Annotated in this window: 22 protein-coding genes; 7 read left to right on the forward strand and 15 right to left on the reverse strand. The window is 69.3% G+C overall.

Features of this window, described 5'->3' with window-relative positions:
* Nucleotides 1-121: 121 nt before the first annotated feature.
* Nucleotides 122-1,492: a ricin-type beta-trefoil lectin domain protein gene (locus AB0I89_RS12030; RefSeq protein WP_357124223.1), complete on the reverse strand. Its 1,371-nt coding sequence runs from the start codon at nucleotides 1,490-1,492 to the stop codon at nucleotides 122-124.
* 352 nt (nucleotides 1,493-1,844) lie between these two features.
* Nucleotides 1,845-2,249, reverse strand: coding sequence for an ATP-binding protein (locus AB0I89_RS12035; RefSeq protein WP_357124226.1), 405 nt, complete (start codon nucleotides 2,247-2,249; stop codon nucleotides 1,845-1,847).
* Between the two features lie 205 nt (nucleotides 2,250-2,454).
* Between AB0I89_RS12035 and AB0I89_RS12040 the strand changes: the two genes are divergently transcribed.
* Nucleotides 2,455-2,805, forward strand: coding sequence for an STAS domain-containing protein (locus AB0I89_RS12040; protein ID WP_357124229.1), 351 nt, complete (start codon nucleotides 2,455-2,457; stop codon nucleotides 2,803-2,805).
* Between the two features lie 7 nt (nucleotides 2,806-2,812).
* Here AB0I89_RS12040 and AB0I89_RS12045 read toward each other — a convergent pair whose 3' ends face one another.
* On the reverse strand, nucleotides 2,813-4,054 hold the full coding sequence (locus AB0I89_RS12045) for a PP2C family protein-serine/threonine phosphatase (RefSeq protein ID WP_357124233.1): 1,242 nt from the start codon (nucleotides 4,052-4,054) through the stop codon (nucleotides 2,813-2,815).
* A gap of 209 nt (nucleotides 4,055-4,263) precedes the next feature.
* Here AB0I89_RS12045 and AB0I89_RS12050 point away from each other — a divergent pair, with 209 nt between their 5' ends.
* Nucleotides 4,264-4,797: a SigE family RNA polymerase sigma factor gene (locus AB0I89_RS12050; RefSeq protein WP_357124236.1), complete on the forward strand. Its 534-nt coding sequence runs from the start codon at nucleotides 4,264-4,266 to the stop codon at nucleotides 4,795-4,797.
* Complete coding sequence (locus tag AB0I89_RS12055) at nucleotides 4,784-6,016, forward strand: hypothetical protein (protein WP_357124239.1); 1,233 nt, start codon at nucleotides 4,784-4,786, stop codon at nucleotides 6,014-6,016. The genes AB0I89_RS12050 and AB0I89_RS12055 overlap by 14 nt, the downstream gene beginning before the upstream one ends.
* A gap of 51 nt (nucleotides 6,017-6,067) precedes the next feature.
* Here AB0I89_RS12055 and AB0I89_RS12060 read toward each other — a convergent pair whose 3' ends face one another.
* Nucleotides 6,068-6,907: an alpha/beta hydrolase family protein gene (locus tag AB0I89_RS12060; RefSeq protein WP_357124242.1), complete on the reverse strand. Its 840-nt coding sequence runs from the start codon at nucleotides 6,905-6,907 to the stop codon at nucleotides 6,068-6,070.
* 53 nt (nucleotides 6,908-6,960) lie between these two features.
* On the opposite strand from AB0I89_RS12060, the gene AB0I89_RS12065 reads away from it, so the two are divergent.
* Nucleotides 6,961-8,367 carry a glycoside hydrolase family 6 protein gene (locus tag AB0I89_RS12065; protein WP_357124245.1) on the forward strand — a complete coding sequence of 469 codons (1,407 nt, stop codon included), beginning with the start codon at nucleotides 6,961-6,963 and terminating at the stop codon, nucleotides 8,365-8,367.
* A gap of 137 nt (nucleotides 8,368-8,504) precedes the next feature.
* Here the strand turns inward: AB0I89_RS12065 and AB0I89_RS12070 are convergent, their stop codons facing one another.
* Entirely contained in the window at nucleotides 8,505-9,725 is a 1,221-nt protein-coding gene (locus tag AB0I89_RS12070; protein ID WP_357124248.1) for an MFS transporter, read from the reverse strand.
* Between the two features lie 159 nt (nucleotides 9,726-9,884).
* Between AB0I89_RS12070 and AB0I89_RS12075 the strand changes: the two genes are divergently transcribed.
* The 3 genes from AB0I89_RS12075 to AB0I89_RS12085 all read left to right on the forward strand — a co-directional run bounded on the left by AB0I89_RS12075 (nucleotide 9,885) and on the right by AB0I89_RS12085 (nucleotide 12,640).
* Nucleotides 9,885-10,526, forward strand: a complete 642-nt coding sequence (locus AB0I89_RS12075; protein ID WP_357124251.1) for a CGNR zinc finger domain-containing protein — start codon at nucleotides 9,885-9,887, stop codon at nucleotides 10,524-10,526.
* 123 nt (nucleotides 10,527-10,649) lie between these two features.
* Nucleotides 10,650-11,537, forward strand: coding sequence for a helix-turn-helix transcriptional regulator (locus AB0I89_RS12080; RefSeq protein WP_357124254.1), 888 nt, complete (start codon nucleotides 10,650-10,652; stop codon nucleotides 11,535-11,537).
* Nucleotides 11,538-11,650: 113 nt separating this feature from the next.
* A complete protein-coding gene (locus AB0I89_RS12085) occupies nucleotides 11,651-12,640 on the forward strand; it encodes a hypothetical protein (RefSeq protein WP_357124257.1) in 990 nt (329 codons plus the stop codon).
* Between the two features lie 14 nt (nucleotides 12,641-12,654).
* Here the strand turns inward: AB0I89_RS12085 and AB0I89_RS12090 are convergent, their stop codons facing one another.
* The 10 genes from AB0I89_RS12090 to AB0I89_RS12135 form a co-directional block, all read right to left on the reverse strand.
* On the reverse strand, nucleotides 12,655-14,244 hold the full coding sequence (locus tag AB0I89_RS12090; protein WP_357124260.1) for a serine/threonine-protein kinase: 1,590 nt from the start codon (nucleotides 14,242-14,244) through the stop codon (nucleotides 12,655-12,657).
* Nucleotides 14,245-14,484: 240 nt separating this feature from the next.
* Nucleotides 14,485-17,361, reverse strand: a complete 2,877-nt coding sequence (leuS, locus tag AB0I89_RS12095) for a leucine--tRNA ligase (protein ID WP_357124679.1) — start codon at nucleotides 17,359-17,361, stop codon at nucleotides 14,485-14,487.
* 331 nt (nucleotides 17,362-17,692) lie between these two features.
* Nucleotides 17,693-18,850: a hypothetical protein gene (locus tag AB0I89_RS12100; protein ID WP_357124263.1), complete on the reverse strand. Its 1,158-nt coding sequence runs from the start codon at nucleotides 18,848-18,850 to the stop codon at nucleotides 17,693-17,695.
* On the reverse strand, nucleotides 18,847-19,296 hold the full coding sequence (locus AB0I89_RS12105) for a hypothetical protein (protein ID WP_357124266.1): 450 nt from the start codon (nucleotides 19,294-19,296) through the stop codon (nucleotides 18,847-18,849). Before AB0I89_RS12105 ends, AB0I89_RS12100 begins: the two co-directional genes overlap by 4 nt.
* An 80-nt stretch (nucleotides 19,297-19,376) precedes the next feature.
* Entirely contained in the window at nucleotides 19,377-20,291 is a 915-nt protein-coding gene (locus tag AB0I89_RS12110) for a phosphotransferase (RefSeq protein WP_357124269.1), read from the reverse strand.
* A 24-nt stretch (nucleotides 20,292-20,315) separates the two neighbouring features.
* Nucleotides 20,316-21,353 carry a phytanoyl-CoA dioxygenase family protein gene (locus tag AB0I89_RS12115; protein ID WP_357124272.1) on the reverse strand — a complete coding sequence of 346 codons (1,038 nt, stop codon included), beginning with the start codon at nucleotides 21,351-21,353 and terminating at the stop codon, nucleotides 20,316-20,318.
* Between the two features lie 88 nt (nucleotides 21,354-21,441).
* Nucleotides 21,442-22,119, reverse strand: a complete 678-nt coding sequence (locus tag AB0I89_RS12120; RefSeq protein WP_357124275.1) for an SDR family oxidoreductase — start codon at nucleotides 22,117-22,119, stop codon at nucleotides 21,442-21,444.
* Nucleotides 22,116-23,120 carry a S66 peptidase family protein gene (locus tag AB0I89_RS12125; protein WP_357124278.1) on the reverse strand — a complete coding sequence of 335 codons (1,005 nt, stop codon included), beginning with the start codon at nucleotides 23,118-23,120 and terminating at the stop codon, nucleotides 22,116-22,118. The genes AB0I89_RS12120 and AB0I89_RS12125 overlap by 4 nt, the downstream gene beginning before the upstream one ends.
* A complete protein-coding gene (locus AB0I89_RS12130; RefSeq protein WP_357124281.1) occupies nucleotides 23,117-23,872 on the reverse strand; it encodes a class I SAM-dependent methyltransferase in 756 nt (251 codons plus the stop codon). The genes AB0I89_RS12125 and AB0I89_RS12130 overlap by 4 nt, the downstream gene beginning before the upstream one ends.
* The gene (locus AB0I89_RS12135; protein WP_357124284.1) at nucleotides 23,865-24,707 is read right to left on the reverse strand and encodes a methyltransferase domain-containing protein; all 843 of its coding nucleotides are present in this window, start codon (nucleotides 24,705-24,707) and stop codon (nucleotides 23,865-23,867) included. The genes AB0I89_RS12130 and AB0I89_RS12135 overlap by 8 nt, the downstream gene beginning before the upstream one ends.
* Nucleotides 24,708-25,121 lie beyond the last annotated feature (414 nt).

Raw genomic sequence — 25,121 nt, forward strand, 5'->3', positions numbered from 1 at the left:
CCTAAAAAGATTTGATGAATGTGGCCTGTCGGAGTACGGCCGAGTGGCTCGGCGGCGGAACCTGACGGTTCCGCCGCCGAGCGCGATCCCTACCCTTGCGCGCTGGAGGCGACCGCCGGGCTCAGCTTCGGGTCCACCGCTGGTTGGCGGCGCCGCTGCAGTCCCGGATCTCGGCGCGGGTGCCGTTGGCGGTCCCGTTGTTGACCAGGGCGAGGCACCGACCGGACCCGACCCCGGTGATCGAGCCGTCGGAGTTGAACCGCCACCGCTGGTTGGACTGGCCATTGCAGTCCCAGATGATCACCGAGCTGCCGTTCGCCGTGGCGGCGCCGTTGACGTCGAGACACTTGCCGCCGAACACCCGCAGTTCCTGCGACGCCGTCGAGGTCCAGCTCTGGTTGCTCTGGCCGTGGCAGTCCCAGATGATCGCCGCCGAGCCGTTCGTCTGCGAGGCGCCGTTGACGTCCAGGCAGCGGCCGGAGGCGGTGTTGCGCACCGCCGACGTGCTGCTCGGTGGCGGGGTGGTCGGGTTGCCGGTGGGCGACACGGTCGGGCTCGGCGTCGGGTCGGTGCTGCTGAACTGCGTGAAGAACCGCCACACCTCGCCCTTGGTCCAGGTCCGCGCGCCGCTGTCCCCGCCGCCGTCCACCGGGCCGGGGGTGTGCCCGCCGTCGAAGGCGGCCCAGACCACCGGATAGCCGGACCGGCAGCCGGAGTACGTGGTGGTGATGTGGGTCAGGCTGCCCGCTCTCGGCTCGGGAGGGCTCTGTGCCGTGCATCCGTTGTTCCGCACGAACGTGTCCCGCAGGGACCGCCCGGCGGAGATGTTGAGCACCGGGTCCCCGATGCCGTGGATGCCCATGTACGCGATCGGCTGGGTGCCGCCGCCGCAACCGCTGAGCTGGCCGCCGGAGTAGACGGCGACGGCGCGGAAGACGTTGGCGCGGGAGCAGGCCAGCGAGTAGCTCATGCCGCCGCCGTAGCTGAAGCCGAGCGCGAAGAGTTGCGACGTGTCGACGCAGAGGTCGGCCTCGATCAGGCTGATCATGTTGTCGACGAAGGTGACGTCCTGGCCGCCGGGGTTGGCCCAGCCGTTTCCGTTGCCCTGGGGGGCGACGAAGATGGTGCTGTTGTTGGCCTGCTGGCGCAGGCCGTAGTAGGACCAGGCCGCACCGTCGGACCCGCCGCCGTCGACGTCGTTCATGGTGCCGCCGTTCCAGTGGAATCCGAAGATCAGCCGGTACGGGTGGTTCCGGTCGTAGTTGTCAGGGATCCGCAGGATGAAACTACGGTTCTGACCGCTGCTCTGGATGGACCGTTGACCGCTGGTCAGCGTGGGCGCCTTGCCGCACCCGGCGGTTGCTGCGGCCGCTGCGACGTTCGCGGCCGACGCGGTGGTGCTCACGCCACCGGTCACTATCGCCGCACCCACGGTCGCGACGACGAGCGCCGCCGTCGCAAGAGAACCGAGGATGGGTCTACGTCCTGTCATGATGGGCTCCCGCCAATCGGCACGAAGTGATAGGTGAGGGGATCCACGGCGACCACGACACGCCACCGCTCACCGCTGCCGACGCCGCTCGGCGCGGACGAAACCCCGACGCGGTGTGCCCACGGACCGACCGGCTCGTCGCCATGGGTCTGCACCGCTGGTTCCGCCGCCCAAGCGGGACCAGAGGGTCGTCGAATCGTCGGCGGCCACGTCGTACGCCCGAACGCCACGCCCGGCCGTCGATCGGAGCACCCGGTCCACGGCCGAATCGATTCGGCCCCGACGCTAGATCTGGCAGTGAAATATGTCAATGCTGTGTCGAGTGGGTTGCGACCCGACGCGAGGGTCGGCGCTACGGCGCTGCTCGTACCCCGCTGAGGTTCTTGGTGATGCGCAGCAGCACCTGGTCCGGTGGCCCGTCGACGAACGCGGCCACGTCCGAGAGCGCGGCGATCAGCGGTAGTCCACGGCCGCCGATGGTCAGCGGCGCGGGAAGGTCGGCGTCGAGCTTGGCGGCGTCCGGGGTGCTGCCCCGGTTGCCGACCTCGAGGACACAGACGTCGTCGTCGATGCTGATCGTGAGGTCGACAGCGCCGCTGGGATCGGCGTGGATCACCGCGTTGGAGCACGCCTCGCTGATCAGGACCGCCAGGTTGGCGCGAACGTCGTCGCCGATGTCGGTCAGGCTCAGCAGGGTGGCGAGTATGTGCCGGGCTCGGGCCACCGCCGACGGCTGGCGCGGGAGCGACGCAGTCATGTCCACCCGCATCGCTCAGCCCCCTTCCAGACCCGTGCGTCGCCAGCCCGGATCACCCTGTCATACCCACGGCCGGGTGCCCCGATACCCGTGCCGCCACGACGGATCGGGAACCTTCGGAAGGCGTTCGGTCTCGGCATCTGGCACGGTAGGGGGCGAGCAGGCACCGCACAGCGGATCGGCGCAGCGCACGTGAGGGGGAGTGGTGGATTTCGCGTTGGCAACCCGGCGAGGGCGCGTCGGCACGGTGGTGGAGGTCGCCGGCGATCTGGACATGAGCACCACACCGCGTCTGCGTGACGGGCTGCTGGAGGCGGTCGAGAGCGGAACCCGGGTGGTGGTGGTCGACCTCGCTGCCGTCGGGTTCATGGACTCCAGCGGCCTGGGCGCGCTCGTGATCGCCTACAAGGCGATGCGGGCGCGGGACGGCTGGCTCTGCCTGGCTGGAGTCCAGCCTTCGGTACGCAAGGTGCTGTCGATCACATCGGTGGATCGGGTCATCGAATCCTTCGACACCGTGCAGGACGCCGAGGCGGCGTCCCCGGCGGCGTCCTGAGCGTGGTTCAGCGGGTGCTGGCGCGGGCGATGTCAGCGCCGGCGGCGGTACGGCGTGGCCCGTGGCTGTCGTACCAGTCGATGATGAGCAGGGTCGCGTCGTCGGCCAGCACCGGGCCGGCCGTCGCCAGCACCTTGTCCGAGAGCGCCCGGACCGCCTCGCGCGGGTGCAGGTGGGCGATCTCGAGCAGCGCCGCGGCCAGGTCCAGGTCGGCGGCATTGCGTTCGCGCATCCCGTCGGTGACGATCACCAGCCGGTCGCCGGGAAGCAGGGAGATGTCCCCGCTGCGGTAGCGCTCCTCGGGAAACATGCCCAGCGGGAAGTTGCTGGGCAGCTCCACCGGTACGACCCGGTCGCCCCGGACCAGCAGCGGCGGGACGTGCCCGGCGTTGAGCAGTTCGCAGCGACCGGTACGCAGGTCCATCCGGCCCAGCACGGCGGTCACGTACGCGCCGGGCACGTTGGCGTGCTCGGCGACGGCCCGGCTGGCCTGGTCGGCCTGCGCGACGAGGCTGTCGCCGCGACGGCGGGTGTTCCGCAGGCTGCCCACCCCGAGGGTGGCGGTCAGCGCGCTGGCCACGCCGTGCCCCATCGCGTCGGTGACGCTGACGTGCAGCAGGTCCCGGGCGAGGCTGTAGTCGAAGGTGTCCCCGCCGACACTGGCCGCCGGTTCCAGCCATCCGGACAGCGCGAAGGCGCCGGCCTCGCAGGTGAACGCGGCGGGCAGCAGCCGGCGCTGGATCTCCGCGGAGAGGGTGAACGGGCTGCTGCGCTGACCCCACTCGAACAGGTCGGTGTGCCGGCGGTTGGCGATGACCACGAACGCCAGCGCGTGCGCGGTCCGGGCGATCTGCGCGATGATCGACTCGTCCGGCTCCTGCGGAAGGTCGATCTCCAGCAGACCAATGGCCTCGCCGCGTTCGGTGACCGGCGCCAGCACGGTCCACCGGCCGTCGCCCATGAGCACCTGGGTGCCCTGCTGACGAAGGACCTGCTCGCGGGGGCCGCCGTCGAACGGCAGGACCTCGGCGGCCTCCTCGTCGTGGCGACGGCCCGGACCCCCGGGGGTCGGTTGGTGGGTCAGCCGGACCAGCGCGCGGCCGCTGAGGTCGGCGATCAGCAGCGAGACACTGGACGCGTGCAGCGCGGCGGCGATGGTGCCCGTGACCGCCTCGACCGCCTCCACCGGAGCGGCGTCCTCGGCCGCCTGCAACACCCCGGTCAGCACCGCCTGCCCGCTCTCGTCCACCCGTCGAGCATAAGCACCCGCTCGTCGGGCCGGGTGCGCTGCCTCGGCCCTCGCCGGTGCCGTTCCGGCCCAGCGCACCGCCTCGTCATGCCCGAGTCGGGGCAGTCGGACGTGTTCATCGCTGAGTAGTCACACAACTACTTGTCCGGCCGATGCAACTTCCCGGTACGGCGGTTCCGTTCTACCTCAGTCACGAGGAGGCAGTCGACGTGAAAGCCGAAGACGAGCAGGCATTCCGCGAGTTTGTGACGTCAGAGATGGCGTCATTGCGCAAGCTGGCGTACGTGACCTGCGGCGACTGGCACACGGCAGAGGACGCCGTCGCCAACGCGCTGATCAAGCTCTACCCGCGGTGGCGCAAGTTGGACCGACCCGATCTGTACGTCAAGACCATGGTCTACCGGGCCGCGATCGACGAGACCCGTCGGCCGTGGCGGCGCGAGCGACCGACCGGTGATGCCCTGCCGGACGTGGTGGTGCGGGATCCGGCCGTCGCGACCGACGAGCGGATGCGCCTGCGGGTGGCGCTCGACGCGGTGCCGGCCCGGCAGCGGGCCGCGGTCGTGCTTCGGCACTACCTGGGTCTGAGCCTGGAGGACACGGCCGGCGTCCTCAACTGCACGGTCGGCGCGGCCAAGAGCCAGGCCTCGCGGGGCCTGGCGAAACTGCGCGAGTCACTCGCCGCCGAACGCGTCAATCTCAGCGGGAAGCCGATGGAGGAGTGGACCAATGCAGTTGCGTGACCTGGTGGACACGGTGACGGGTGACGAACCGCCGATGGCCCGTACCGTCGACGACATCATCGCGTTGGGGCGGCGTGCCGAGCGGCGTCGCCGCGTCGGGTTCACGTCGGCCGGTGCGGCGGGCCTGGTCGCGGTCGCCGGCGTGCTCGTCCTGCCCGCCCTGGGCGCCGAACAGAACACCACTCCGGCTCCGGCCCCGGCCGGCGCAACGACGTCCAAGCCCGGCCAGGCCGCGTGGTCCGACGCCGAGCCGTTCACCTTCACCTTCACCGGGTACGACGCCGGCACGCTGCACGTGCAGGACCCGATCGTCGCGTCCACCGCTTACCAGATCGCCTCCGTCTACTCCGACCGTCACGACTCGAACGACAGGCCGGTGAGCGAGGGGGAGGCTGATGCCCCGGGCGTCGGCACCGAGATGGAGAGCAAGAAGGGGGCCGCCGACGACAAGCCGAACCTGTGGGCCTACCTGACCGTCTACCGACCGGGCGCCTTCGACGCCACCGGCATCAAGGGTGGTAAGAGCGTCACCGTGGCGGGGCGCAAGGCCGTGCGGGCGACCCTGCCGGTCGGTCTCGACCCGCGCAATGAGCCGGACACCCGCAACAAGCTGTTCGCCTGGGAGTACACCGACAACGCCTGGGCCGCTGTCACGTCGGTCTCCTCGGACGAGGCCACGCCGACCTTCGAGGACCTGAGCGGCCTGGTCGAGGGCCTGAAGCCCAGCCGGCCGACGCCGGCCCTGGTGCCGTTCACGATGGGCTACGTCCCGGCCGGCTACCAGCCGCTGCAGATCGGCACGCACGCGATGCCCGGCCTCAGCGGCATCGCGGCGGCCCGCGCCGGTGACTACGGGGGCGCGACGTACACCAAGCCCGCCGCGCCCACCTCGGGTCTGACCGCGCCCTACGACTCGGCCGAGGACGGCATCGAGAACGGGTTCAACATCTTCGTCACCCCGAACACCAGCTCGAACCAGTCGCCCGAGCCCGGTGCCACCAGGTGCTACGACGCATCCGAAGAGAGTGGCCGGAACGCCGACGGCGGCTTCTGCAACATCTGGAGCGCCGACGGCAGGGTCGTCCTCCAGGTCAGCTCCGCGGGTCTCGGTGACCAGCTGTCCCAGGCCGAGCTGAAGAAGATCGCCAAGGGGATCACGGTGGCCGACGTCCGCAACGAGTCGAGCTGGACGCCCGCCGCGACAGCGCTCCGCCCGTAACCGCGGCTCCACTGCGCCCCGGCGGTGACCCCTGGCGACGTGGTCCGTGGGTCACTCGTCGAGCAACAGGGCGGCGACGGCCTCCGGCGCTTCGCGCATCGCGTCGTGGCCGGTGGGGAGGTCGTGGACCTGCCAGTCGGGTTGGGCGTCCAGCCGTGCGCGGAGTTCGGCGAAGGGCGTGCGGTCCCAGCCGGAGCAGTAGACGAACTCGCGGCGCGGGACCTGGGTGACGGCGCCGGTGAGTCGGATCGTCTGCAGGAGCGAGGCGAGGGGGTGCGGCCGACGGCGGGGGTCACCGCCGTCCGGCGGTCGGACGGCGTATCCGGTGGCGGCCGCGCCAGCGGCGAACACGTGCCGGAAGTGGTCACTGGTCGCCGACCAGCACGACTCGCCATCGCGCGGTACGTAGGCGTCGAGATGCACCAGCCGTGAGACGCGGCCCTCGGCGCGGTCGGCGGCGGCGGCGATCACCATTCCGGCGTAGCTGTGGCCGACCAGCGTCGCGTTGGTGACCTGGTGTCGATCGAGGTGCCGTAGTACGTCGTCGGCGTGTGTGTCGAGGTTGGCGGTCGCCACCGTCGCGATGTCGTCGTCTGGCCGCAGGCCCGACAGCGTCAGGGCGTGCACCCGGTGGCCGGCGCCCTCCAGGAGCGGAACCACCGCCTCGAACGCCCAGCCACCCTTCCAGCCGCCCGGCACGAGCACGAACGTCGCCATGTCTTCCTCCTCTGCCGCCACCCGAGGCTGGTCGCCGCCGGGGTCACCGTCACCGTCCTGCTGCGCCGAGAGGCGTGCGGCGGCATCCGGGTCCGGGCCAGGAACGCCCGGCGGCGGCCGTACACCGGAAGTTTCGCGCACCTTGGCAGCGGCGCGCGCCTCCGCTACCTTCATGGGAACGCTCCCATGAACTTAGATACATCAATGTGATCAGGAGGAAACACGACGTGGCTATCCTCTCCCTCCGGCGACGCAGATCCACGGCCCTCAGCGTGGCCGCGGTCGCGGGCGCTGCCGCGGCCGGCGTGTGCCTCGCCGTCAGCAGCGCGTCCGCCGGCACGATCTCCGGCCCGCTCTATCGCGACCCGAGTTCGGCGGTCGTACGCTGGGTCGCCGCAAACCCCGGCGACTCGCGCGCCGGCGTCATCCGCGACAAGATCGCGAGCCAGCCGCAGGCCCGCTGGTTCGCCAACTTCAACATCTCGACGGCGCAGTCCGAGGCCGCCGCGTACGTGGGCGCCGCCAATGCCGCGCAGCAGATCCCGGTGATCGCGGTGTACCAGATCACCAACCGGGATTGCGGCGGTGCCAGCGCCGGTGGTGCGCCGGACCTCAACCAGTACCAGAGCTGGGTGTCCAACTTCTCCCGGGGACTGGGCAACCAGACGGTCATCATCATCCTGGAGACCGACTCGCTCGCCCTGCTGACCTGCCTGAACAGCAACGAGATCAACGCCCGTAACCAGGCGATCTCGACGGCCACCCGCACCATCAAGTCGGCCAACCCCAACGCCAAGGTCTACCTCGACGCCGGCCACTCCACCTGGAACAGCGCGGGTGAGACCGCCAACCGGCTCCGGGCAGCCGGCGTGCAGTACGCCGACGGTTTCTTCAGCAACGTGTCGAACTACAACTCGACCTCCAGCGAGGCCAACTTCGGTCGGGCGGTCATCTCCTCCCTCAACGGCATGGGCCTCTCGGGCAAGCGCCAGGTGATCGACACCAGCCGCAACGGCGGCGCCAGCGGAGACTGGTGCGGCGACGACAACACCGACCGCCGTATCGGGATGTACCCGACGACGAACACCGGCGACAGCAACATCGACGCGTACCTCTGGGTGAAGCCTCCGGGCGAGGCGGACGGCTGCCGCTACACCGCCGGTTCGTTCCAGCCCGACCTGGCCTACAGCCTGGCCAACGGCGTGCCCAACCCGCCCACGACGGCCCCGCCGACGACTCCGCCGCCGACGTCCGCCCCGCCGACCACGCCGCCCCCGACCACGCCTCCGCCGACGACCCCGCCGCCCACCACGCCCCCGCCCACCACGCCTCCGCCGACCGGTAACGGCTGCTCCGCGTCGGTGGCGCTCAACCAGTGGTCCGGTGGCTTCACCGCGAGCGTGACGGTCACGGCCGGGTCCGCGGACATCAACGGCTGGACCGTGACCATCACGCTGCCCAGCGGCGCCGCGGTCACCGGGGTCTGGAACGCGCAGGCCAGCGGCACGAGCGGAACCGTCCGGTACACCAACGTGGGCTACAACGGACGCGTGGGCGCCGGGCAGTCGACCAACTTCGGCTTCCAGGGCACCGGCACCGGCCCGGGGGCGACGGCCAGCTGCGCGGCCGCCTGACCCCGACCGAAGTCACGGCCCGGCGCGGAGGACCGCCTCCGCGCCGGGCCAGCACCATTGGGGGGTGCGGGCCGGACCGGCCAGCGGCAAGGTGACGAGTCACCATCGCCACCGTACGGCGGCCTGTGCGCGGAGACTCAAGCGTGAACTGCGGATTGTCCGATCGGTTGCGGGTCGGGATCACGACGGGCCGTTCCGTTCGCTCGTCTTCGCCCACGGGACATCTCGTGGCCGGCGAGCAACGCCAACGCGACGGCCGTCAGCAGTCCACCGAACAACGGGACGACGCGCACCCCGGCCGTCGCGAGCAGGCCCGCCCCGATGAGCGAGCCGGCCGCGAGGCCGACGTTGAACGCGACGCTGAGGCTGGCCGACGCCATGTCGGTGGTCGACGGGGCGACCTGCATGATGCGGTGCTGGATCCCCGCGATCAGTGAACTGAACGACATCCCCGCCACGGCGAGCAACGGTATCGCCGCCACCTTGCTCGCGCCGATCCCGTAGAGGCCGAGCATCGCGGCCGTGAGGAGCCCGAGCAGGCCCAGCACGACACCGAGCGGAAACCGGTCCAGGACCCGACCGACCGCCCAGGTGCCGACGACGCCGAACGAGCCCTGGACGAAGAGCAACAAGCCGAGAGACGCCGCGGCGAACCCGCTCACGTCGAGGAGGAAGACGGTCATGTACGTGAACGCGCCCATGGCGCCGGTGACCGCGAGAGTGGTGGCGACGAGGAGCACGACGAAGCGCTGTCGGTCCGGCATCGGCCCGATGTCTCCCGCACTCTGGCGCGGTGTGACACTCGGCAGGAGCAGGGCGATCGCAAGGCAGACGGCGAAGCCGAGGACGGCCATCGCGGCGAAGGCGGCCCGCCACCCGAACTCCCCGCCCAACCAGGTGCCCAGCGGTACGCCGAGGACCGGCCCGAGCGCGTTGCCGATCGAGAGTCGAGCCACGATGCGGCCTCGAACGTTCGCCGGAAACATCGAGATCGCTACGGGAAACACCACTGCCCAGAAGACGCCGTTGGTGGTGGCGGACACCAGTCGTGCGGCGAGCAGCACCTCGTAGGAGTCGGCGAAGGCCGACACCGTCGTCGCGGCGGCGAAGACACCCAGGGTGCCGGCGAGTAGTGGACGCCGTGGCACTCGCCGGGTGACCCGGGTCAGCGGCAGGGCCACGATCATGACCACGACGGCGTACCCGGTCACCAGCAGGCCGGCCTCGGACCTGGAGCGTCCCAGGTCTGGCGCGATCAGCGTGAGCAGACCGATCGGCAGCACCTCGGTGGTGACGTAACAGAACGTGGCGGCGGACAAGGCGACGAGGGCATGGACCGCGCGTCGAGGGTGCGCCATCGGCTACCTCCCAATCCTCACAGGTCGTTATGTGATTCCACGTAACCATGATTAGACGGTAGCGTGAAGCCATAGATGCTCTTTGTTGTCGCGGAGTGCCGGGCCAGGGCCGCGCGCAGGGCAACCGCCTTCAGCGGTATAGGTGGTAGCCTCGTCGATATGCCCCTCGATGTGTCCGAGCTGCCGTTGGTCGGCGGGCACCCGGCGCTCGACCTGGTCAACACCCTCGAACGAGGCGGCAACTCGCCGCCCCACGACTTCCTGTCCGACAGCTCCGCCCTGCTGAGCTGGTCGGTCCGGGCGGGAGTGATCAGCGACGCGGAGGCCGACCAGGTCGACCGGGCGTGGCACGACGAGCCGGCGGCGGCGCACGCGGGGCTCACCGCCGTGCGGGACATCCGTGCGGGGCTCCACCTCGTGCTGCTCGCGGTCATCACCGACCCGGACGGTGACACCGTCGCGGCCGGTGCCGCGCTGGTCGGACTGCACGAGCGTTGGTCGGGCGCGGCCGCTCGCGCGAGACTGGTGCTCGGCTCGTCGCGGGTGCGGCTGGCCTACGGCACGGTGCCAGCCATGTTGGTGCCCGACCGGACCGCCGAGGCCGCCTTCGACATCATGCTGACCGCCGATCCGACCCGGGTGCGCCGCTGCCCGGTGCGCGACGGTGGCTGTGGCTGGCTGTTCCTCGATCAGAGCCGCAACGGTTCCCGTCGCTGGTGCCGGATGGCTGACTGCGGCAACGTGGTGAAGGCGCGACGGCTCACCGAACGCCGCCGGGCAGCCCGATCCTCGCCCTCGTAGACATCGGGCGACGTTGACGGGCCGTGCGCCGCAGCCGCACGGCTCCCTGGTCGGCCTCGCCCTGCGGTGCCTAGCCCTGGCAGGGAGTGGTTGGCACAGGCAGGGCTGGCGATACTTCGAGTCATGAACGCGAGAGGACAGCTCGGCGACTTCCTCCAGGCCCGGCGCTCTCAGCTGCGCCCGGAGGACACTGGCGTGCCGACCTACGGTGAGCGGCGGCGCGTTCGAGGACTGCGCCGGGAGGAACTGGCGCTGTTGGCCGGAGTGAGCGTTTCGTACTACTCCCGGTTGGAGCAGGGTCAGGCGGTGAACGCCTCTCCTGAGGTGCTCGACGCGCTCGCCCGGGCGTTGCGGCTCGACGACGCGGAACGCCGCCACCTCGGCGAGCTCGCGGCGGGCACCCGCCGTCGGCCCGCCGCGCGTCGCCCGACTCCGGAGCGGGTGAGCCCAGCGGTCCGCCAGCTCGTCGCGGTGCTCGGGGACGTACCGGTGGTGGTGCTCGGCCGCCGGGCCGACGTGCTGGCCTGGAACACCGCAGGCCATGCCCTCTTCGCCGGCCATCTGCCTCCGGAGATCCCCGAGCGGCCGGGCCGGTACGTGAACATGGCGCGGCTGGTGTTCCTGGACGCGCACACCCGCGACCTGTATGCGGACTGGCCCACCAAGGCCCGCGCGGTGGTGGCGACGCTCCGGATGGCCTCCGGGCAGAACCCGGACGATCCGCTGATGGCCGCGCTGGTCGGCGAGTTGACGGTACGGAGTCCGGAGTTCGCCGCCAGGTGGGCCGACCACCGGGTGAAAGCCGGCGGCGACACCGTCTACCAGATGCGTCACCCGCTGGTTGGCGCGATGGACGTGACGCAGCAGACCCTTCGTACCGAGGACGGCCAGAGCGTCGTGGTCGCCACCACCGAGCCCGGCTCCGCGTCCCACGCCGCGATGACGTTGCTCGTCCACGGTGCCGTCACCACCCGTGCCGGCGCTGTCCAGCCGGCTGCCCTGCGCGACTAACACCACCCCACCGGCCGACAAGAGGTGCTCCGACAGGAGCGCCGGACGCGTCGTGCCCGCACCAGGCCAATCACGAACAGCATGAGTAGGGGAGAGAAATGCGCCCAAGAACGATGACCATCGCAGTCGCTCTCGCGGCGGCCGTGACCGGCGTCGTGACCGTCGTCCCGCCGAGCGCGACGAAGGCTGCGACCGCGCCGGCCCCGCCCGCGGGGCTGGCCCGACCATCCGCCCCGCCGGCGCCCTCGCGGATCGCGGTCCACTTCGACCTGGCCAAGGGGCAGCTGCCGGAGAACATCGCGGTCGGCCCCGACGGCACGGCCTACGTCACCTTCGCGGCCGCTCGACAGGTCGCCGCGGTCACCCCGTCCGGCGGGACGCGAATCCTGGCGACTCTGCCCGCCCCGGCCGACGGCGGCGTCAACACACCCGTGCTCAAATTCGCGCTCACGACGGGCATCGTCCGGATGACGGACGGCACCCTCTATTTCCTGTACGCGAGCGGCGATGCCGCCTCCACCGGCCTGTACCGACTACGTCCCGGAAGCGTCCCGCAGCGCATCGCCGCCCTGCCGGCCGGCGGGCTTCCCAACGGTCTGGCGTTCGACGCGGTGGCGAAGAGGTTCTACCTCACCGACTCGGTGCTCGGGACGATCTCGACGGTCGCGCTGGGAGGCGGCCGTGTCGAGGTGTGGTCGTCGGCACCCGAGCTGGCTGCGGCAGGGTTCCTGGGTGCCAACGGCATCAAGGTACGCGCTGACGCGGTGTGGGCGACCAACCTCGACCAGGGCACGCTGCTGCGCATCCCGTCGCGGCACGGTCGGCCCGGACCTGTCCAGGTGGTCGCGACCGGGCTGGTCGGTATCGACGACTTCGCGTTCGTCGGTGTCGGTGACCAACGGGTCATCGCCACGCTGAACGGACCGAACACGGTGGTGAGCATCGACGCGGCCGGTCGGGCGCGAACGTTGCTGACGGCCGGCGACGGGCTGCAGAACCCGACCTCGGTGGCCCTGCGCGGTCGTACTCTCTACGTGCTCAGCGCCGCGTACACCACGGGCGTCGACCCGAACCTGGCCCTGGCAACCCTGCCGCGCCGCTGAGCTGTCCCCGTCGGTCAGACCGCGCCCCGGTCGACCAGGCTGAACGTCGTGTCGATCGGGGCGTCACCGAGATGCTCGACGTAGATCGCTTTCTTCGTCGGGCTCCACTGCACCACCCCGTACTCGTCGCTGATGATCGAGTAGGACGTGCGTCCCTTGTCGTCCTTGCCCTCCCGGGACAGCGCGAACACGGTTGCGGCGGAGGCGTAACACTCGGCTCCCACCAACGACGCGTACTGCTCTGAATCGATCTTGACTCCGAGGCACGGTCGGTGGTCGACGTCCGGATTCAACGATTTGATCATGAAGTCGACGCCGACCGGCTCGAGCACGAAGAGCGCGTCCTTGCCGGTGCCGTCGCCGGCCTCCAGCTCGCCGTGGAACGGCAGCTTGAGGTCACGGTCGATCTCCACCAGGTGCAGCAGGATCCGCCGCTGACCGGTCAGTATCGCCCGGGTCGGGTCCGTGCTCCTCGACGGTGACGCGGTGGGCGTACCCGATGTGGCCGCGGACACGGAGGTCGCCGGTGCGCTCGCTAGCGGGCTGCCGGTCGGCGTCGAGCCAACGTGATCCGGTCCGGACCCGCTGTTGAGCAGTCGCGGGCCGAACAGTGTGGCGGACACCAACACCGCGATCACCGCCGCGGCTGCTCCGCCCGCCGTGAGCCAGCGACGCCGGCCCCAGCCCGGGCGACCGGCAGCGACGAGACCGGGTGGCATCGACCGCCCGTTCTGGTCAGCACCACCCGCGCCCGGAAGCTGGGCCGACTCTCCAGCACCTCCCGCGTACCCTGCCGTCAACAACCCATCGAGCAGGTCGCGGGCGCTGGGACGAGCAGCGGGATTCTTCTCCAACGCCCGGGAGACCAACTCCCGCAACGGCCCATCGAGCCCGGTCAGATCCGGCGGTTGAGTCAGGATCCGCATCGCGGTGGCGGTAGCGGAGTCGCCTCCGAACGGGTTGCGGCCGGTCGCGGCATGGGCGACCAGGGCACCCCAGGCGAAGATGTCCGCAGCCGGGCCCACCGGATAACCGGACGCGGTGTCCAACCGCTCGGGAGCCATGTACGAGACGGTTCCAACCATCTGGTCGGTCCGGGTGTGCTGGCTCGTCGCTTCGAACGCTCGGGCGATACCGAAGTCGATGACCTTGATCCCGCCCGGCGCCACCAGGACGTTCGCCGGCTTCAGGTCCCGGTGGATGACCCCGGCGCGGTGGATGGCGGTGAGCGCGGTAGCCACCCCGACCGCGATGCTGTGTAGCTGCGCCGCCCCCAGCGGCCCCCGCTCCCGGAGCACCTGGGCCAGGCTGGGGCCCTCGACGTACTCCACCACCAAATACGGCGGGTCGTGGTCCGGGTCGGCGTCCAGAACCTCGGCGGTGCAGAACGGTGGGACCTGGCGCGCGCGGTTCACCTCGCTACGGAATCGGCCCCGGAACTCCTCGTCGTGCGAGAGTTCCGGACGGACGACCTTGACCGCCACCCGCCGTCCCTGCGCCGAGCGGGCCAGGAAGACAGTTCCCATGCCACCGTCGCCGAGCCGGTCCAACACGTCGTATCCGCCGAGGCGGGCCGGGTCACCGGGACGCAGCCCGTTGTTCACGCCCGATGCCCGCAGACCGCGACCACCACGTGAACTGTTCCGCCTATCACCCGTTCCCCTTAGGTCAGTCGGACGCCGACCGCAGCCTATCGTCCGCGGCCGGTGGAGACGATGATCGTCGACAGGTGCAGGTGCCGGGTGTAATTGCCCGAAGGGCAAGGAGTAGCTGTGGTCACCGCTCGGGTCGCGCTCCTTGCCGGACGTGGGTGGCCGGAGTGCTGCCCGGCCACCCACCACCCGTCAGATGACGATGTTCACCAGCTTCGGTGCGCGCACAACGACCTTGCGCACCTCGGCGTCCCCGAGCGAGGAGACCACCGCCGCCTCGGCGAGGGCGAGACTGCGCAGCTCGTCCTCGCCGATCTCGGGGGCCACCTCGAGCCGGGCCTTGACCTTGCCCCGGATCTGCACCACACAGGTGACCGTGGGCTGGCGCAGGTATGCCGGGTCGGCCACGGGGAACGGCTGACGAGCCAACGACGTGGGGTATCCCAGCCGCTGCCACAGCTCCTCGGCGATGTGCGGGGCCAGCGGAGCCACGAGCAGCACCGCCTGCTCGGCCACCGTGCGCGGCGTGCTGCCCCGCTTGACCAGGAAGTTGACCAGTTCGATGGCCTTGGCGACCGCGGTGTTGAAACGCAGCCCGGACAGGTCGGCCGCGATCCCGTTGATGGCCCGGTGCAGGGCCCGCAGGGTCTCGGTATCGGGCTCCTCGTCGGTGACCACGAGATCGCCGGTGTGCTCGTCGACGATGGTGCGCCACAGCCGCTGGAGGAACCGGTGGGAGCCGACGATGGCTCGGGAGTCCCAGGGGCGGGACGCGTCCAGGGGGCCGGTCGCCATCTCGTACAGCCGCAGCGTGTCGGCGCCGTACTCCTCGCGGATCTCATCCGGCGAGACCGCGTTCCGCAGCGACTTGCCCATCTTGCCAGCTTCTCGGCTGACCCGTTCGCCCTTCCAGTACCAGCCGCCGTCGCGCTCCTCTACCTCCGCGGCCGGCACCGGAAAGCCCCGGCTGTCCCGGTAGACGTGGGCGGTGACCATGCCCTGGTTGTAGAGCCGGTGGAACGGCTCGTCGGACGAGACGTGCCCGAGGTCGAAGAGGATCTTCTGCCAGAAGCGCGCGTACAGCAGATGCAGGACGGCCTGCTCTGATCCGCCCACGTACAGATCAACTCCGCCGTGCGGCTTGTGCTCCGTCGGCTCCATCCAGTAGCGGTCGTTCGCGGGGTCGACCATCGCCTGCTGGTTGTCCGGATCGATGTAACGGAACTGGTACCAGCTCGAGCCCGCCCAGTTCGGCATGGTGTTGGTCTCACGCCGATAGCGTCGCGGCCCGTCCCCTCGGCCCAGATCAAGCTCGACCTCGACCCACCCGACGGACCGGGACAGTGGCGTCTCCGGGGTGCTGCTCAGGTCCTGGGGGTCATAGGTGCGCGGAGCGTAGTCGTCGATCTCGGGCAGCCGGACGGGCAGCATCGATTCCGGCAGCGCATGGGCGACGCCGTCCTCGTCGTAGACGATCGGGAAAGGCTCCCCCCAGTACCGCTGCCGGCTGAACAGCCAGTCCCGCAACCGGAAGTTGACCATGCCTTCGCCCGGACCATGCTCCGTCAGCCAGGCCGTGATGCGCTTCTTGGCCTCGGCGACGGTGAGCCCGTCCAGGGACACCGACGTGTTGGCGGAGTTCACGAGTCGTGCGTCATGGGAGGCCATGGCATCGGGCCACTCGGCCGGGTCCGTGCCGCGTCCGTCCTTGGGCTCCACCACGCAGCGGATCGGCAGTGTGAAGGCGCGGGCGAACTCGAAGTCACGCTGGTCATGGGCCGGTACGGCCATGATGGCGCCGGTGCCGTACCCCATGAGTACGTAGTCGGCCACGAAAATGGGCAGCAGTTCCCCGTTTACCGGGTTACGAGCATATTTGCCGACGAACACGCCGGTCTTGGCGCGATCCTCAGCCATCCGCTCCAGTTCCGACCTGCTGGCGGCCTGCCTCCGGTACGCAGCGACAGCCTCGGCGGGTGTGGCGTACCCGCCGGTCCAGGTTTCCGGAAGCGACGACTGTTCCGGCCACGTCGCGGTCACCAGTTCGTCCACCATGTCGTGCTCGGGCGCCAGCACCAGATACGTGGCGCCGAACAGGGTGTCGGGACGGGTGGTGAAGACGTCGATCGATCGCTCGACGCCGTCGACGGCGAACTCGACGCGTGCGCCCTCGGAACGACCGATCCAGTTGCGCTGCTGCAGCTTGATCGCTTCGGGCCAGTCCAGCCCCTCCAGGTCGTCCAAGAGGCGATTACCGTACGCGGTGATGCGCATCATCCACTGACGCAGCCGGGTGCGGAAGACCGGGAAGTTGCCACGCTCGGAACGCCCGTCGGCGGTGACCTCCTCGTTCGACAGCACGGTGCCCAGCCCCGGACACCAGTTGACGGGCGCTTCCTTGGAGTAGGCGAGCCGGTACTCGCTGAGCACCTCATCCTTGTCGAGCGGGGACAACTCCGCCCACGCCTGACCGCCCGGCACCGCGCGCTCACCGCGCTCGAACTGCTCCACCAGGGTGTCGATGGGCCTCGCCCGATCGAGCTCAGGGTCGTACCACGAATTGAAGATCTGCAGGAAGAGCCACTGCGTCCAGCGGTAGTAATCCGGTTCGATCGTCGTGATCGAGCGTCGGTAGTCGTAGGACATGCCCAGCGAACGAAGCTGGTCGCGGTAGCGCTCGATATTGGCTTCGGTCGTCACCCGCGGATGGGTGCCCGTCTGAATGGCATGCTGTTCGGCGGGCAGCCCGAAGGCGTCGTACCCCATGGTGTACAGGACGTTGTGGCCGTTCATCCGCATGAAGCGCGCGTAGATGTCGGTCGCGATGAACCCGAGAGGGTGCCCGACATGCAGCCCCGAACCGGACGGGTACGGGAACATGTCCATGACGAAGCTGCGCTTGGGACCGGCAAGACCTGCTAGGTTCCCGGTGGGGTTGGCGGCGTAAAAGGTGCCTTCCTTCTCCCAGCGCTGCTGCCATTCCAGCTCGATACGGCCGGCCAATGCGGCCGAATAGCGGAACGGCGGCGTACCGTCGTTCTCCGGGTGCTCATGACTGTTCGAAGTCATGTCGCTCATCGTCCTGTATCTCCATCTGGTCCGGTCGGGCCTGGCCCCGACTCGCGTGGACGCGGAAACGCGTGCGGGCTGCGCTCGGAAAAGGAGAAGAGCAAGCCCCGGTGCCCGGAGGCCTAGCCGCACCTGCTCCGGGGGCTGTCATTCAATTGCTCCGGGACTGCTCGGCGCTGCTCGGGAAGACGCAGTCGCGACGTATCCATCTGGAGAGACTAGCCTAGTACCTCAGCCCGAGTCGTCGACGTTGGCTGATCTGCCGGCCCGATGCGTTGCGCGGACCAGGACGCCGACTGTCGAGCATGGATGGTCCCGAGGCCACGGCGAGTCACGCAGGTTGGTAGGACCGTCGTACGAGGTGCTGGCCGACGAGATCCGGGGCGGGGGCGCGCAGGACCCGCAGCGACCCGCGAGTCGGGCGACCATGTACGGCGTGCGCGCCGTGGATGATGTCGGTCAGCCGTCGCGTCGCGCCGTCGGCGAGCAACCTGTCGGCTCGGCCGAGCAGCTCAGGCAGGTCCTGGTGAGGGTCGTCGACCGGGTACCAGCGGGAGTAGTCCTCCACGAGAAGCGCCGCCCTGGCCTGCCCCGGCACCCAGAGCACCGGTGCCAACGCGCCGGCGGGGACCGGCCTGCGTTCCACCCGGCAGCGCAGCCCGGTGTCCATGCTCTCCGCGCGGGGGTCTTCGCCACGAACATGGACGTGAAGGGGCGCGACCGTACTTCCGAAGGCCGCGGCGAGTCCGGTCTGAAGCTGGGCCAGGAAGGCCAGCAGACGTCCCGAAATCCCAATCTCGAGGACTGCGGTGTCCGGGGCGTCGAGGTGAGCGAGGAACTCCGGCCCGAGCTCGTAGGCCAGCGACCACGGCTCGAGCGAGTCCCGCGGATCGGGCATGAGGGCCGCGAGGCACCGATCGGCGTAGTGAGGCGGCGGAGGCTGCTCGACGAGCAGCAGGGGAGCGCCGACCGCGGCAGCGATGCCCGCCAGGATGTCCTCGACGGCCGCCCAGCCCTCGGCCAACTGGCCGCGAGGCACGACGACGTGCATTGCCATGAACGGCGCGATGTACTCGTCGCGGATCAGGGGCTCGGTGCGCGCGACCGGTCGGTAGATCCCACTCGCGGACACGACGGCACGGGCGGTCCGATCCAGCGCTGCCGCCCGAAGCCAGCGCAGGTGCGCGAGGTTGAGATCGAAGAGTACGGGTCGGCCGTCCTCCAGCAGGTAACAGTCGAAGTTCTCGGACATTGCACGGGCGGTGTCGAGTCTCGTCCGGTCGCTCATCACCGCGTCGTGCGCCACCCAGTCCACGGACCAGTGCGCGGCGACGAGGTCATGGAAGGTCGCCATCAGGCGCTCGGCCAGGTCGAGACCGTCGCCGGTGAGATTGGTGTAGCCGGCGCCGATGTGATGGCGGCTGAGATAACCGGCCGCGATCAGTCGTCGCCGGTAGGCGGGGATCTTCCGGCTCACGTCGGGGATCATCGGGCAATCCTCACTGCGCATGTCCGGACCCGCCGCAACACCGACGTCAGGTCGGTGGTCTCGTGCGCGACCTGCCATCCGGAGGAGGCGAGAACGGTCATAAGGTCATCGCTCGTCGAGTGCTCGGGCCGCGACCATTCCTCGGCGAGCAGCACGTCGTGCTCGATGCTCCCGTCGGTCCCGAGAGCATCGCCCACGGAGTACACCGCCAGGGGGAGCCGCTGTCGGCGCAGGCGCTCCCCGGGCACGAGCTGGAAGTCGAGACCCACGGTGCGCACCGAGAAGGCACCGGTGGCGCCGGCCGCGGTCGTGAAGTGTTGACGGGGCCCCAGGCGTGAGCCCGCCGAGACCGGGATGCCGACGAAGGTGCACCGGTTGTCGGACCATGGCGCGATCAGCGGAGCCGACAGGCGGTCCCAGTTCGCCGACCTGAGCGTCTCGTGCATACCCCGCAGGCTCGCCCACTCCCGCGGATCGACCCGTCGCAGGCCCATCGCACGGGCTTCGGCGTATGGGGCGGGCCGGTTCACGGCTGCCTCGGGTCGGCCGTGCCGTCCGGTGCGTCGAGCCCGAGTTCCCGCGCGGCCCAGTCGAGTGAGATCTTCCCGAGATCGCGCTGGAGCAGCCGACGACCCGAGGGCGGGCCCGTGTCGGGAAGGCCCATCTGGGAGCACCAGTAGCCGGCGAGCACGGCAGCGAACTCGCCCTGCCCGGCCAGCACCTGGTCCGGCAACGGGCCGCCTTCCCTTCGCAGGCTCGGCAGCCAGGCACAGATGTCGAAGACCGGATTGCCGATCGCGGCCCAGTTCCAGTCGACGATCCGGACACCCGCCGACGTGAAGCACAGGTTGTCGCTGCGGATGTCGAGGTGCAGCAGAGAGGTTCCGTCGACCGACGCCGCGGCCGACGCCTTGCTCAGTGCAGGTAGGGCCCGGTCCAGCCAGCCGGCCGACACCAGCCCGGTCGCGAGGAACGGGTTCCTGTCCTCAGCCACCACGTCCCAACCACCAAGCAGTTCGACGTCGTCCCGCAGGAGCGGAAGCGGGAAGTCAGGTTCGATGGCATGGACCGCGTCGAGCGTTTCCAATACCAGGCTGATCATGGTGGCGTCCCAGGGTGGGGGCCACTGCGCGTCGTGCAGTCCTTCGAGAACGAGGACCGGGTGACGGCTTCCGCCCGCGTCCCAGGCGATCGCCTCCGGCAACCACGGCGCATCGACGCGTTCGTAGATCACCGCCTCGTCCCGGAGCCATCGGGCCGTGAGCTCGTCCGTGGCCGCCTTGACGAACCGGGGGCCGCCGTCGTCGCCGACCACCAGCCATCGTTCGGCCCCGGTGAAGCCGCGCACCACCTTCTGCCAGTCCCGGACGGGACCGAGGAGCAGCTCCACCCGGCGTACCAGATCAGCCGGTGGGCGGTCCTGGGCCAGTTCACTTCTCATGTCGATCCTTGTCGGTCTCCGGCACTACACGACCGCGTTCAACGACGCGAGCAGCTCACCGGCGAGCTGGCGACGAGCGGGGTCCGGGTCGTGCACAGCCATCCGTTGGAGGGACGAGATCGCTCGCGTGTCGCCGCGCCTCGCGTACTCGATCGCCTGTCGGTTGCGCTCTTCCTCGTAGCGGAAGTCGAACGAAACGGTCCGTAGCTCCGGCCGATCCCAGTGGTACTTCAACGACTCGTTCTCCCAGGCGGAGTAGAGCGCATCCCAGGCGAGCGCGGAGGTCGACGGTGCGAGGCTACGGTCGCAGATGGGCTCCGTGAGCGGCTGGAACCTGAAGTCGGTCGATATCCGGAACCGGTCGGAGCGATTCGGCAAGCCGCGGTGGACCGTCAGCGAATTGAAGATGACGACGTCGCCGCGGGTGAACTCGCCGCTGCGCCAGTCCTCGTCCGGGACATCCTCGATCACTGTGCCGCCGGTGCCGCGGGCAGGGACACTCGGTCGTACGCCGCAAAGGTGCGAGCCCTCGGCGACGGCCAACGGCCCGTCCTCCCAGGAGACGTCGTGCAGGGGCACCCAACAGGTGTACGCGTTGGTCGTGCCCTGCACGGACACGAAGTCCTGATGCGCCGGCGTGGTGAAGTCCATGTTGCGAGGAGCGCTGGAGGCCGGAAAGACGATGCGGCCGATGGGGCGAGGATGAATGAGCGCGGCCTCGCCCAGGAGCGGCTCCAGGAGACTGTCCCGTATCGAGTGGCCCACGCTGTGGAACGCCTCCGACCGGTACGCCTGGTGGTAGACGCGTCGGTAGTTCTCCTGCGGCTCGACGGTGAACTTGGCCGGATCGGCTCGCCGGTCGGCCGGATCACCGAGGAACCAGCCGTTCTCGCCGATCGGTCGGGTGAAGTCGGCGAGTACGCGTTCGAGCAGCTCGGGATTCACGACCTGACGGAGGAAGAGGTAGCCGTCCCTGCGCAGTCTGCCGAGCAGCGCCCCAGGATCGTCGAGATCCGGGGTGGAGTCATGGAAAGCGGTGATCTGGTGCCTGTCTTCTGTCACCGGCCCTACCCCCTCGGGAGGATGTGATTTCCGGACTGGAATTCGTGCGGCTCAAGGATCAGCCCGCGGGCGACGTCGACCCATCTCGTCATCGAGGTCTGGGGAGCTCGATGACCGCGCCCGACAGATGGTGAAACTCCGGCGTTGTCAGCGCGACGATCGTCCGGGCGACATCCCCCACGTCCAGGGCGGTCGCGGGATCTCGGCCAGGGAATGCGGTGCGGAACATGTCGGTGTCCATCGCCCCAGGACTGACGTAGTTCAATCGGATCCCGTCTGGTTCCAGCTCCATGGCCAGGCATTGCGTGAGGAACCCCGTTGCGGCCTTCGCCGTTCCGTACCCGTAGCCGTGCGGCCGTGGGCGGCTGCCCATCCGTGACAGGACCACAATCACGTGGCCGCGAGCGGCGGCCAGCTGCGGACGGAACTGCCGGACCAGTCGATAGGTCCCGACCACGTGCTCGTCGAGCATCGTGAGAAACGTGGTTGGCTCCAGCTCGGTCATGCCACCCAGCGACGCGCTCCCGGCACTGATCACGAGGAGATCCAACGTCCTGCCACGCGACGCCTGGGCGTGGGCGAGACGCGCCACCGAGCTGTCGTCACGGAGATCGAGCGGCTCGTAGTCGCGAGTACGACCGTCCGCGGATTCGAGGTCCGCCCGTGAACGGCCGGTGCGCAGAACGGACCAACCTGCCTGCTCCAGCTGCTCGGCCACCTCCCGGCCGAGTCCGCGCCGGCCGCCCACGACGAGCGCGGAACTCATCGCAGCTCCTCGCCGGGTCGGGGTGCCAGCACGAGTTCCCGCGCGTCCGCGTCCAGCGATGCCTGATGGCCGATCGGCAGGGTCAGCATCGGATCGGTGTGCCCGATGTCGACGTTGAGGACGACCGGCATCCCGCTGCCGCCGTGTCGGCGGACCATCGCCTTCTCGATCTCGGCGGAGAGCTCGGGCGGTGCACGGAAGGTGCGGCCGACGACCACGCCGGCGAGGTCGTCGAGCGCGCCGGCCTGTTCCAGATGATCCAGCGAGCGCTCGATGGGGCCGAGCGACGTGTTACAGGTCTCCCAGAACAGGATCGCACCGTTCAGATTCGGGAAATAGGCGGTGCCGAGCAGTGCCTCGAGGGTCTCGAGGTTGCCGCCGATCAGCGGCCCGGAGACGCTCCCGGCGCCAAGCCAACGCTGCTCCGGCCCGGACGTCTTCGTGCGGGGCCGGACATCGTCCTGATCCCACTGGAGGAATTCATCCGTCCACGCGGGCACGTGCGGAAGAGGGCCCGCCCAGGCCCCGGAGAAGAACCGCAGCAGTTCCTGTTCCGAAACGGGTTGCGGCGCCGGGAATTCCGCCAACTCCGGCAGCAGGGTCGGCCCATGCAACGAGACAACTCCGGCCCGGCTGAGGATCCCCAGGTGAAGAGCCGTTATGTCGCTGTAGCCGACGAGGAACTTCGGGTCTCGACGCAGCGCGTCGAAATCCAGCATCGGTAGGAGGGCGTTGCTGTTGTAGCCACCGATGCTGGCGATGATCGCGCGCACGGAGGAATCAATGAGCAGAGCGTTGAGCTCTTCCGCGCGTTGCGCCGGGGATCGAGGCTCTGACCTGGCTGCTCCTTCAGGCACACGAACCTCGAACCCCGACGCACGGAGAAAGGCGACACCACGACGGAACCGCGCAGGGGTTGGTGGCGGTTGGCTCGACGGAGAAGCGATGGCAACCGTGTCACCGGGCCGCAGTGGCGAAGGGTAGAGCAGCTTCTGGGTCATTCCTTGACCAGAACGAGGCAGCGTCGCATGGTGTCCGGCGTCACGGCGTTGTCGGTGTAGTCGTCGAGATCCTCCAGAACCCGAAATCCCGACTCCGCACAGGCTGTCTCGAGTTCGTCCTCGGTGAACCACCGTTGCCGGTGATACTCGGTCGCCCGGGTGAAGCTCGCGCCATCGCCGCGCGTGAACAAGGTGATCAGGAACTCGATGCTCCGGGTCGCCGCGTCGTAACGATTGCGCCAGACATAGGCGAAATCATCGAGATCGTCGCCGAAGTGCGAGGAGCCGAAAACCTGCTCGATCTTCCGCTGGGTGTTCACGTCGAAGATGAAGACACCCCCGGGCCGCAGGGCGGTAGCCACGCCGCGAAGCAGCTCGGCGAGCGCGCCGTCCGCAGCCATGTAGTTGACGCTGTCGAACGTGCACAACGCGGCGTCGTACGTGCCGCCGAGATCGGCGGACGGGAGGGTACGCAGTAGGTAGTCCGCCCCCTCGCCGTCGATCGCACGGGCCTGCGCGAGCATCTCCTCGGACCCGTCGATCCCCGTGACGTCGAAGCCTCGCCCGCGAAGCAGCCGCGTCAGGCGTCCGGTGCCGCAGCACAGGTCCACGACGCGCCGGGCGTCGTGCTGCTTCAGCCGTCGCTCCACGAAGTCGGCCCACCGGTCGTACGGGTTCTCGGCCGTCCACCGGTCGTAGATGGGAGCCAGTTGCGCGTACGGCATCTCGACACCGGCCCCTACGTCAGTCATCGGCGGGCTTCCGGACGTGGACCATCAGGTTGACCCCGCGGTCGGCCCACTCCGGGCGTTCCGACGCCTTCAGCTCCGCCGCCAGCGCCGCGTTGAAGAACTCCTGGTCCTGAAGCGCGTTCGACACGAAGCCGAGCTTCTCGTACGGGTAGCCGAAGTCCTCGGGGCCCGGGTAGGTGAGCAGCGGGACACCGTACACGCGGGGAACCTCGAAGCCGGCCCTTTCGCCGAGCTCCCGCAGGTCGGACGCGGAGTACACGCGCAGCGGCGGAACGTGCTCGGCCCAGCGCACGATCTGGTCGTTCAGGAGGGTGTCGAGTTCCTCCGGGGTGACGCCGTCCCGGCTCAGCTTGGAGTGCAGCGCGTTGGAGAGCGAGTGGGACATGAACATGCCCTGGGCGCCCGGCTTGAGCACGCGTGCCAGGGTGTCGAAGGCCGCCGCCGGCTGGTCCAGGAAGCTGAGTACCCCGTAGGTCGAGATGGCGGCGTCGAACGACTCGTCCGCCAGCATGGGAGCGTCCTCGAGGTCGCACAGCACCACGGTGACGCGTTCGCCGAAGGGCGACTTGGCGACGTTCTGGAGCGCTTCCTCGACCATCTTCTCCGACTTGTCGGCGACGGTGACGTCCACGTCGAAGTGCTCGGCGGCCCAGAGCGCCCAACGGGCGGTGCCACCTCCGGCGTCGAGGATGTGCTGACCGGCCTGGATGCCCAGATGTTTGTCCATGAGCGCACGCACCAGCGCGTCGGAGAAGGCCCAGAAAGGTGCCTCGTAGAATCCTTGCACATTGGGGGCGTAGGGCTCGAAGAACTTTTCGAACTGCTCAGTACTCATGAGTGACATAGCTACGCGGCCTCACTGGTCGAGAGTAAAAGGGCATTGATCAACGAAGAATGCGCATAGTCGCGGATGCTTGAGACAAATGTTTGGTTCGGTCATTACCGGGCATCTCGGCGCGTAGGAACTCGTTGCGTCACCTCGGTGGGGTTGGAGCGGCTGTTCTCGATATCTAGGAAACCTACCGGACGACAGTGACGTGCGACAAGGGGCTTCTGATCAATTGATCGACGGTTTCTTCAGGGTCTTGGGCAGCCAAGTGCACGCCCGCTGAACTCGGTGTTTCGCACCCGGTTCGGTGGCTGATCATTGGCTGGTATGCCTTTTGTGCGTGGGGTAGGAGTGCGGTCGTGGCATGAAGTGCGGAGTGCGTCAGAAAGCGGATTCAACCCCGTCTGACAGCCCGTGCCG

This window comes from Micromonospora sp. NPDC049801, assembly GCF_040656575.1.
GTDB lineage: Bacteria > Actinomycetota > Actinomycetes > Mycobacteriales > Micromonosporaceae > Micromonospora.

Coding starts and splice junctions, on each gene's coding strand:
- AB0I89_RS12030 (WP_357124223.1), bottom strand. CDS start 1,492: ATGACAGGACGTAGACCCATCCTCGGTTCTCTTGCGACGGCGGCGCTC.
- AB0I89_RS12035 (WP_357124226.1), bottom strand. CDS start 2,249: ATGACTGCGTCGCTCCCGCGCCAGCCGTCGGCGGTGGCCCGAGCCCGG.
- AB0I89_RS12055 (WP_357124239.1), top strand. CDS start 4,784: ATGCAGTTGCGTGACCTGGTGGACACGGTGACGGGTGACGAACCGCCG.
- AB0I89_RS12060 (WP_357124242.1), bottom strand. CDS start 6,907: ATGAAGGTAGCGGAGGCGCGCGCCGCTGCCAAGGTGCGCGAAACTTCC.
- AB0I89_RS12070 (WP_357124248.1), bottom strand. CDS start 9,725: ATGGCGCACCCTCGACGCGCGGTCCATGCCCTCGTCGCCTTGTCCGCC.
- AB0I89_RS12075 (WP_357124251.1), top strand. CDS start 9,885: ATGCCCCTCGATGTGTCCGAGCTGCCGTTGGTCGGCGGGCACCCGGCG.
- AB0I89_RS12080 (WP_357124254.1), top strand. CDS start 10,650: ATGAACGCGAGAGGACAGCTCGGCGACTTCCTCCAGGCCCGGCGCTCT.
- AB0I89_RS12085 (WP_357124257.1), top strand. CDS start 11,651: ATGACCATCGCAGTCGCTCTCGCGGCGGCCGTGACCGGCGTCGTGACC.
- leuS (WP_357124679.1), bottom strand. CDS start 17,361: ATGACTTCGAACAGTCATGAGCACCCGGAGAACGACGGTACGCCGCCG.
- AB0I89_RS12100 (WP_357124263.1), bottom strand. CDS start 18,850: ATGATCCCCGACGTGAGCCGGAAGATCCCCGCCTACCGGCGACGACTG.
- AB0I89_RS12105 (WP_357124266.1), bottom strand. CDS start 19,296: ATGCACGAGACGCTCAGGTCGGCGAACTGGGACCGCCTGTCGGCTCCG.
- AB0I89_RS12110 (WP_357124269.1), bottom strand. CDS start 20,291: ATGAGAAGTGAACTGGCCCAGGACCGCCCACCGGCTGATCTGGTACGC.
- AB0I89_RS12120 (WP_357124275.1), bottom strand. CDS start 22,119: ATGAGTTCCGCGCTCGTCGTGGGCGGCCGGCGCGGACTCGGCCGGGAG.
- AB0I89_RS12125 (WP_357124278.1), bottom strand. CDS start 23,120: ATGACCCAGAAGCTGCTCTACCCTTCGCCACTGCGGCCCGGTGACACG.
- AB0I89_RS12130 (WP_357124281.1), bottom strand. CDS start 23,872: ATGACTGACGTAGGGGCCGGTGTCGAGATGCCGTACGCGCAACTGGCT.
- AB0I89_RS12135 (WP_357124284.1), bottom strand. CDS start 24,707: ATGAGTACTGAGCAGTTCGAAAAGTTCTTCGAGCCCTACGCCCCCAAT.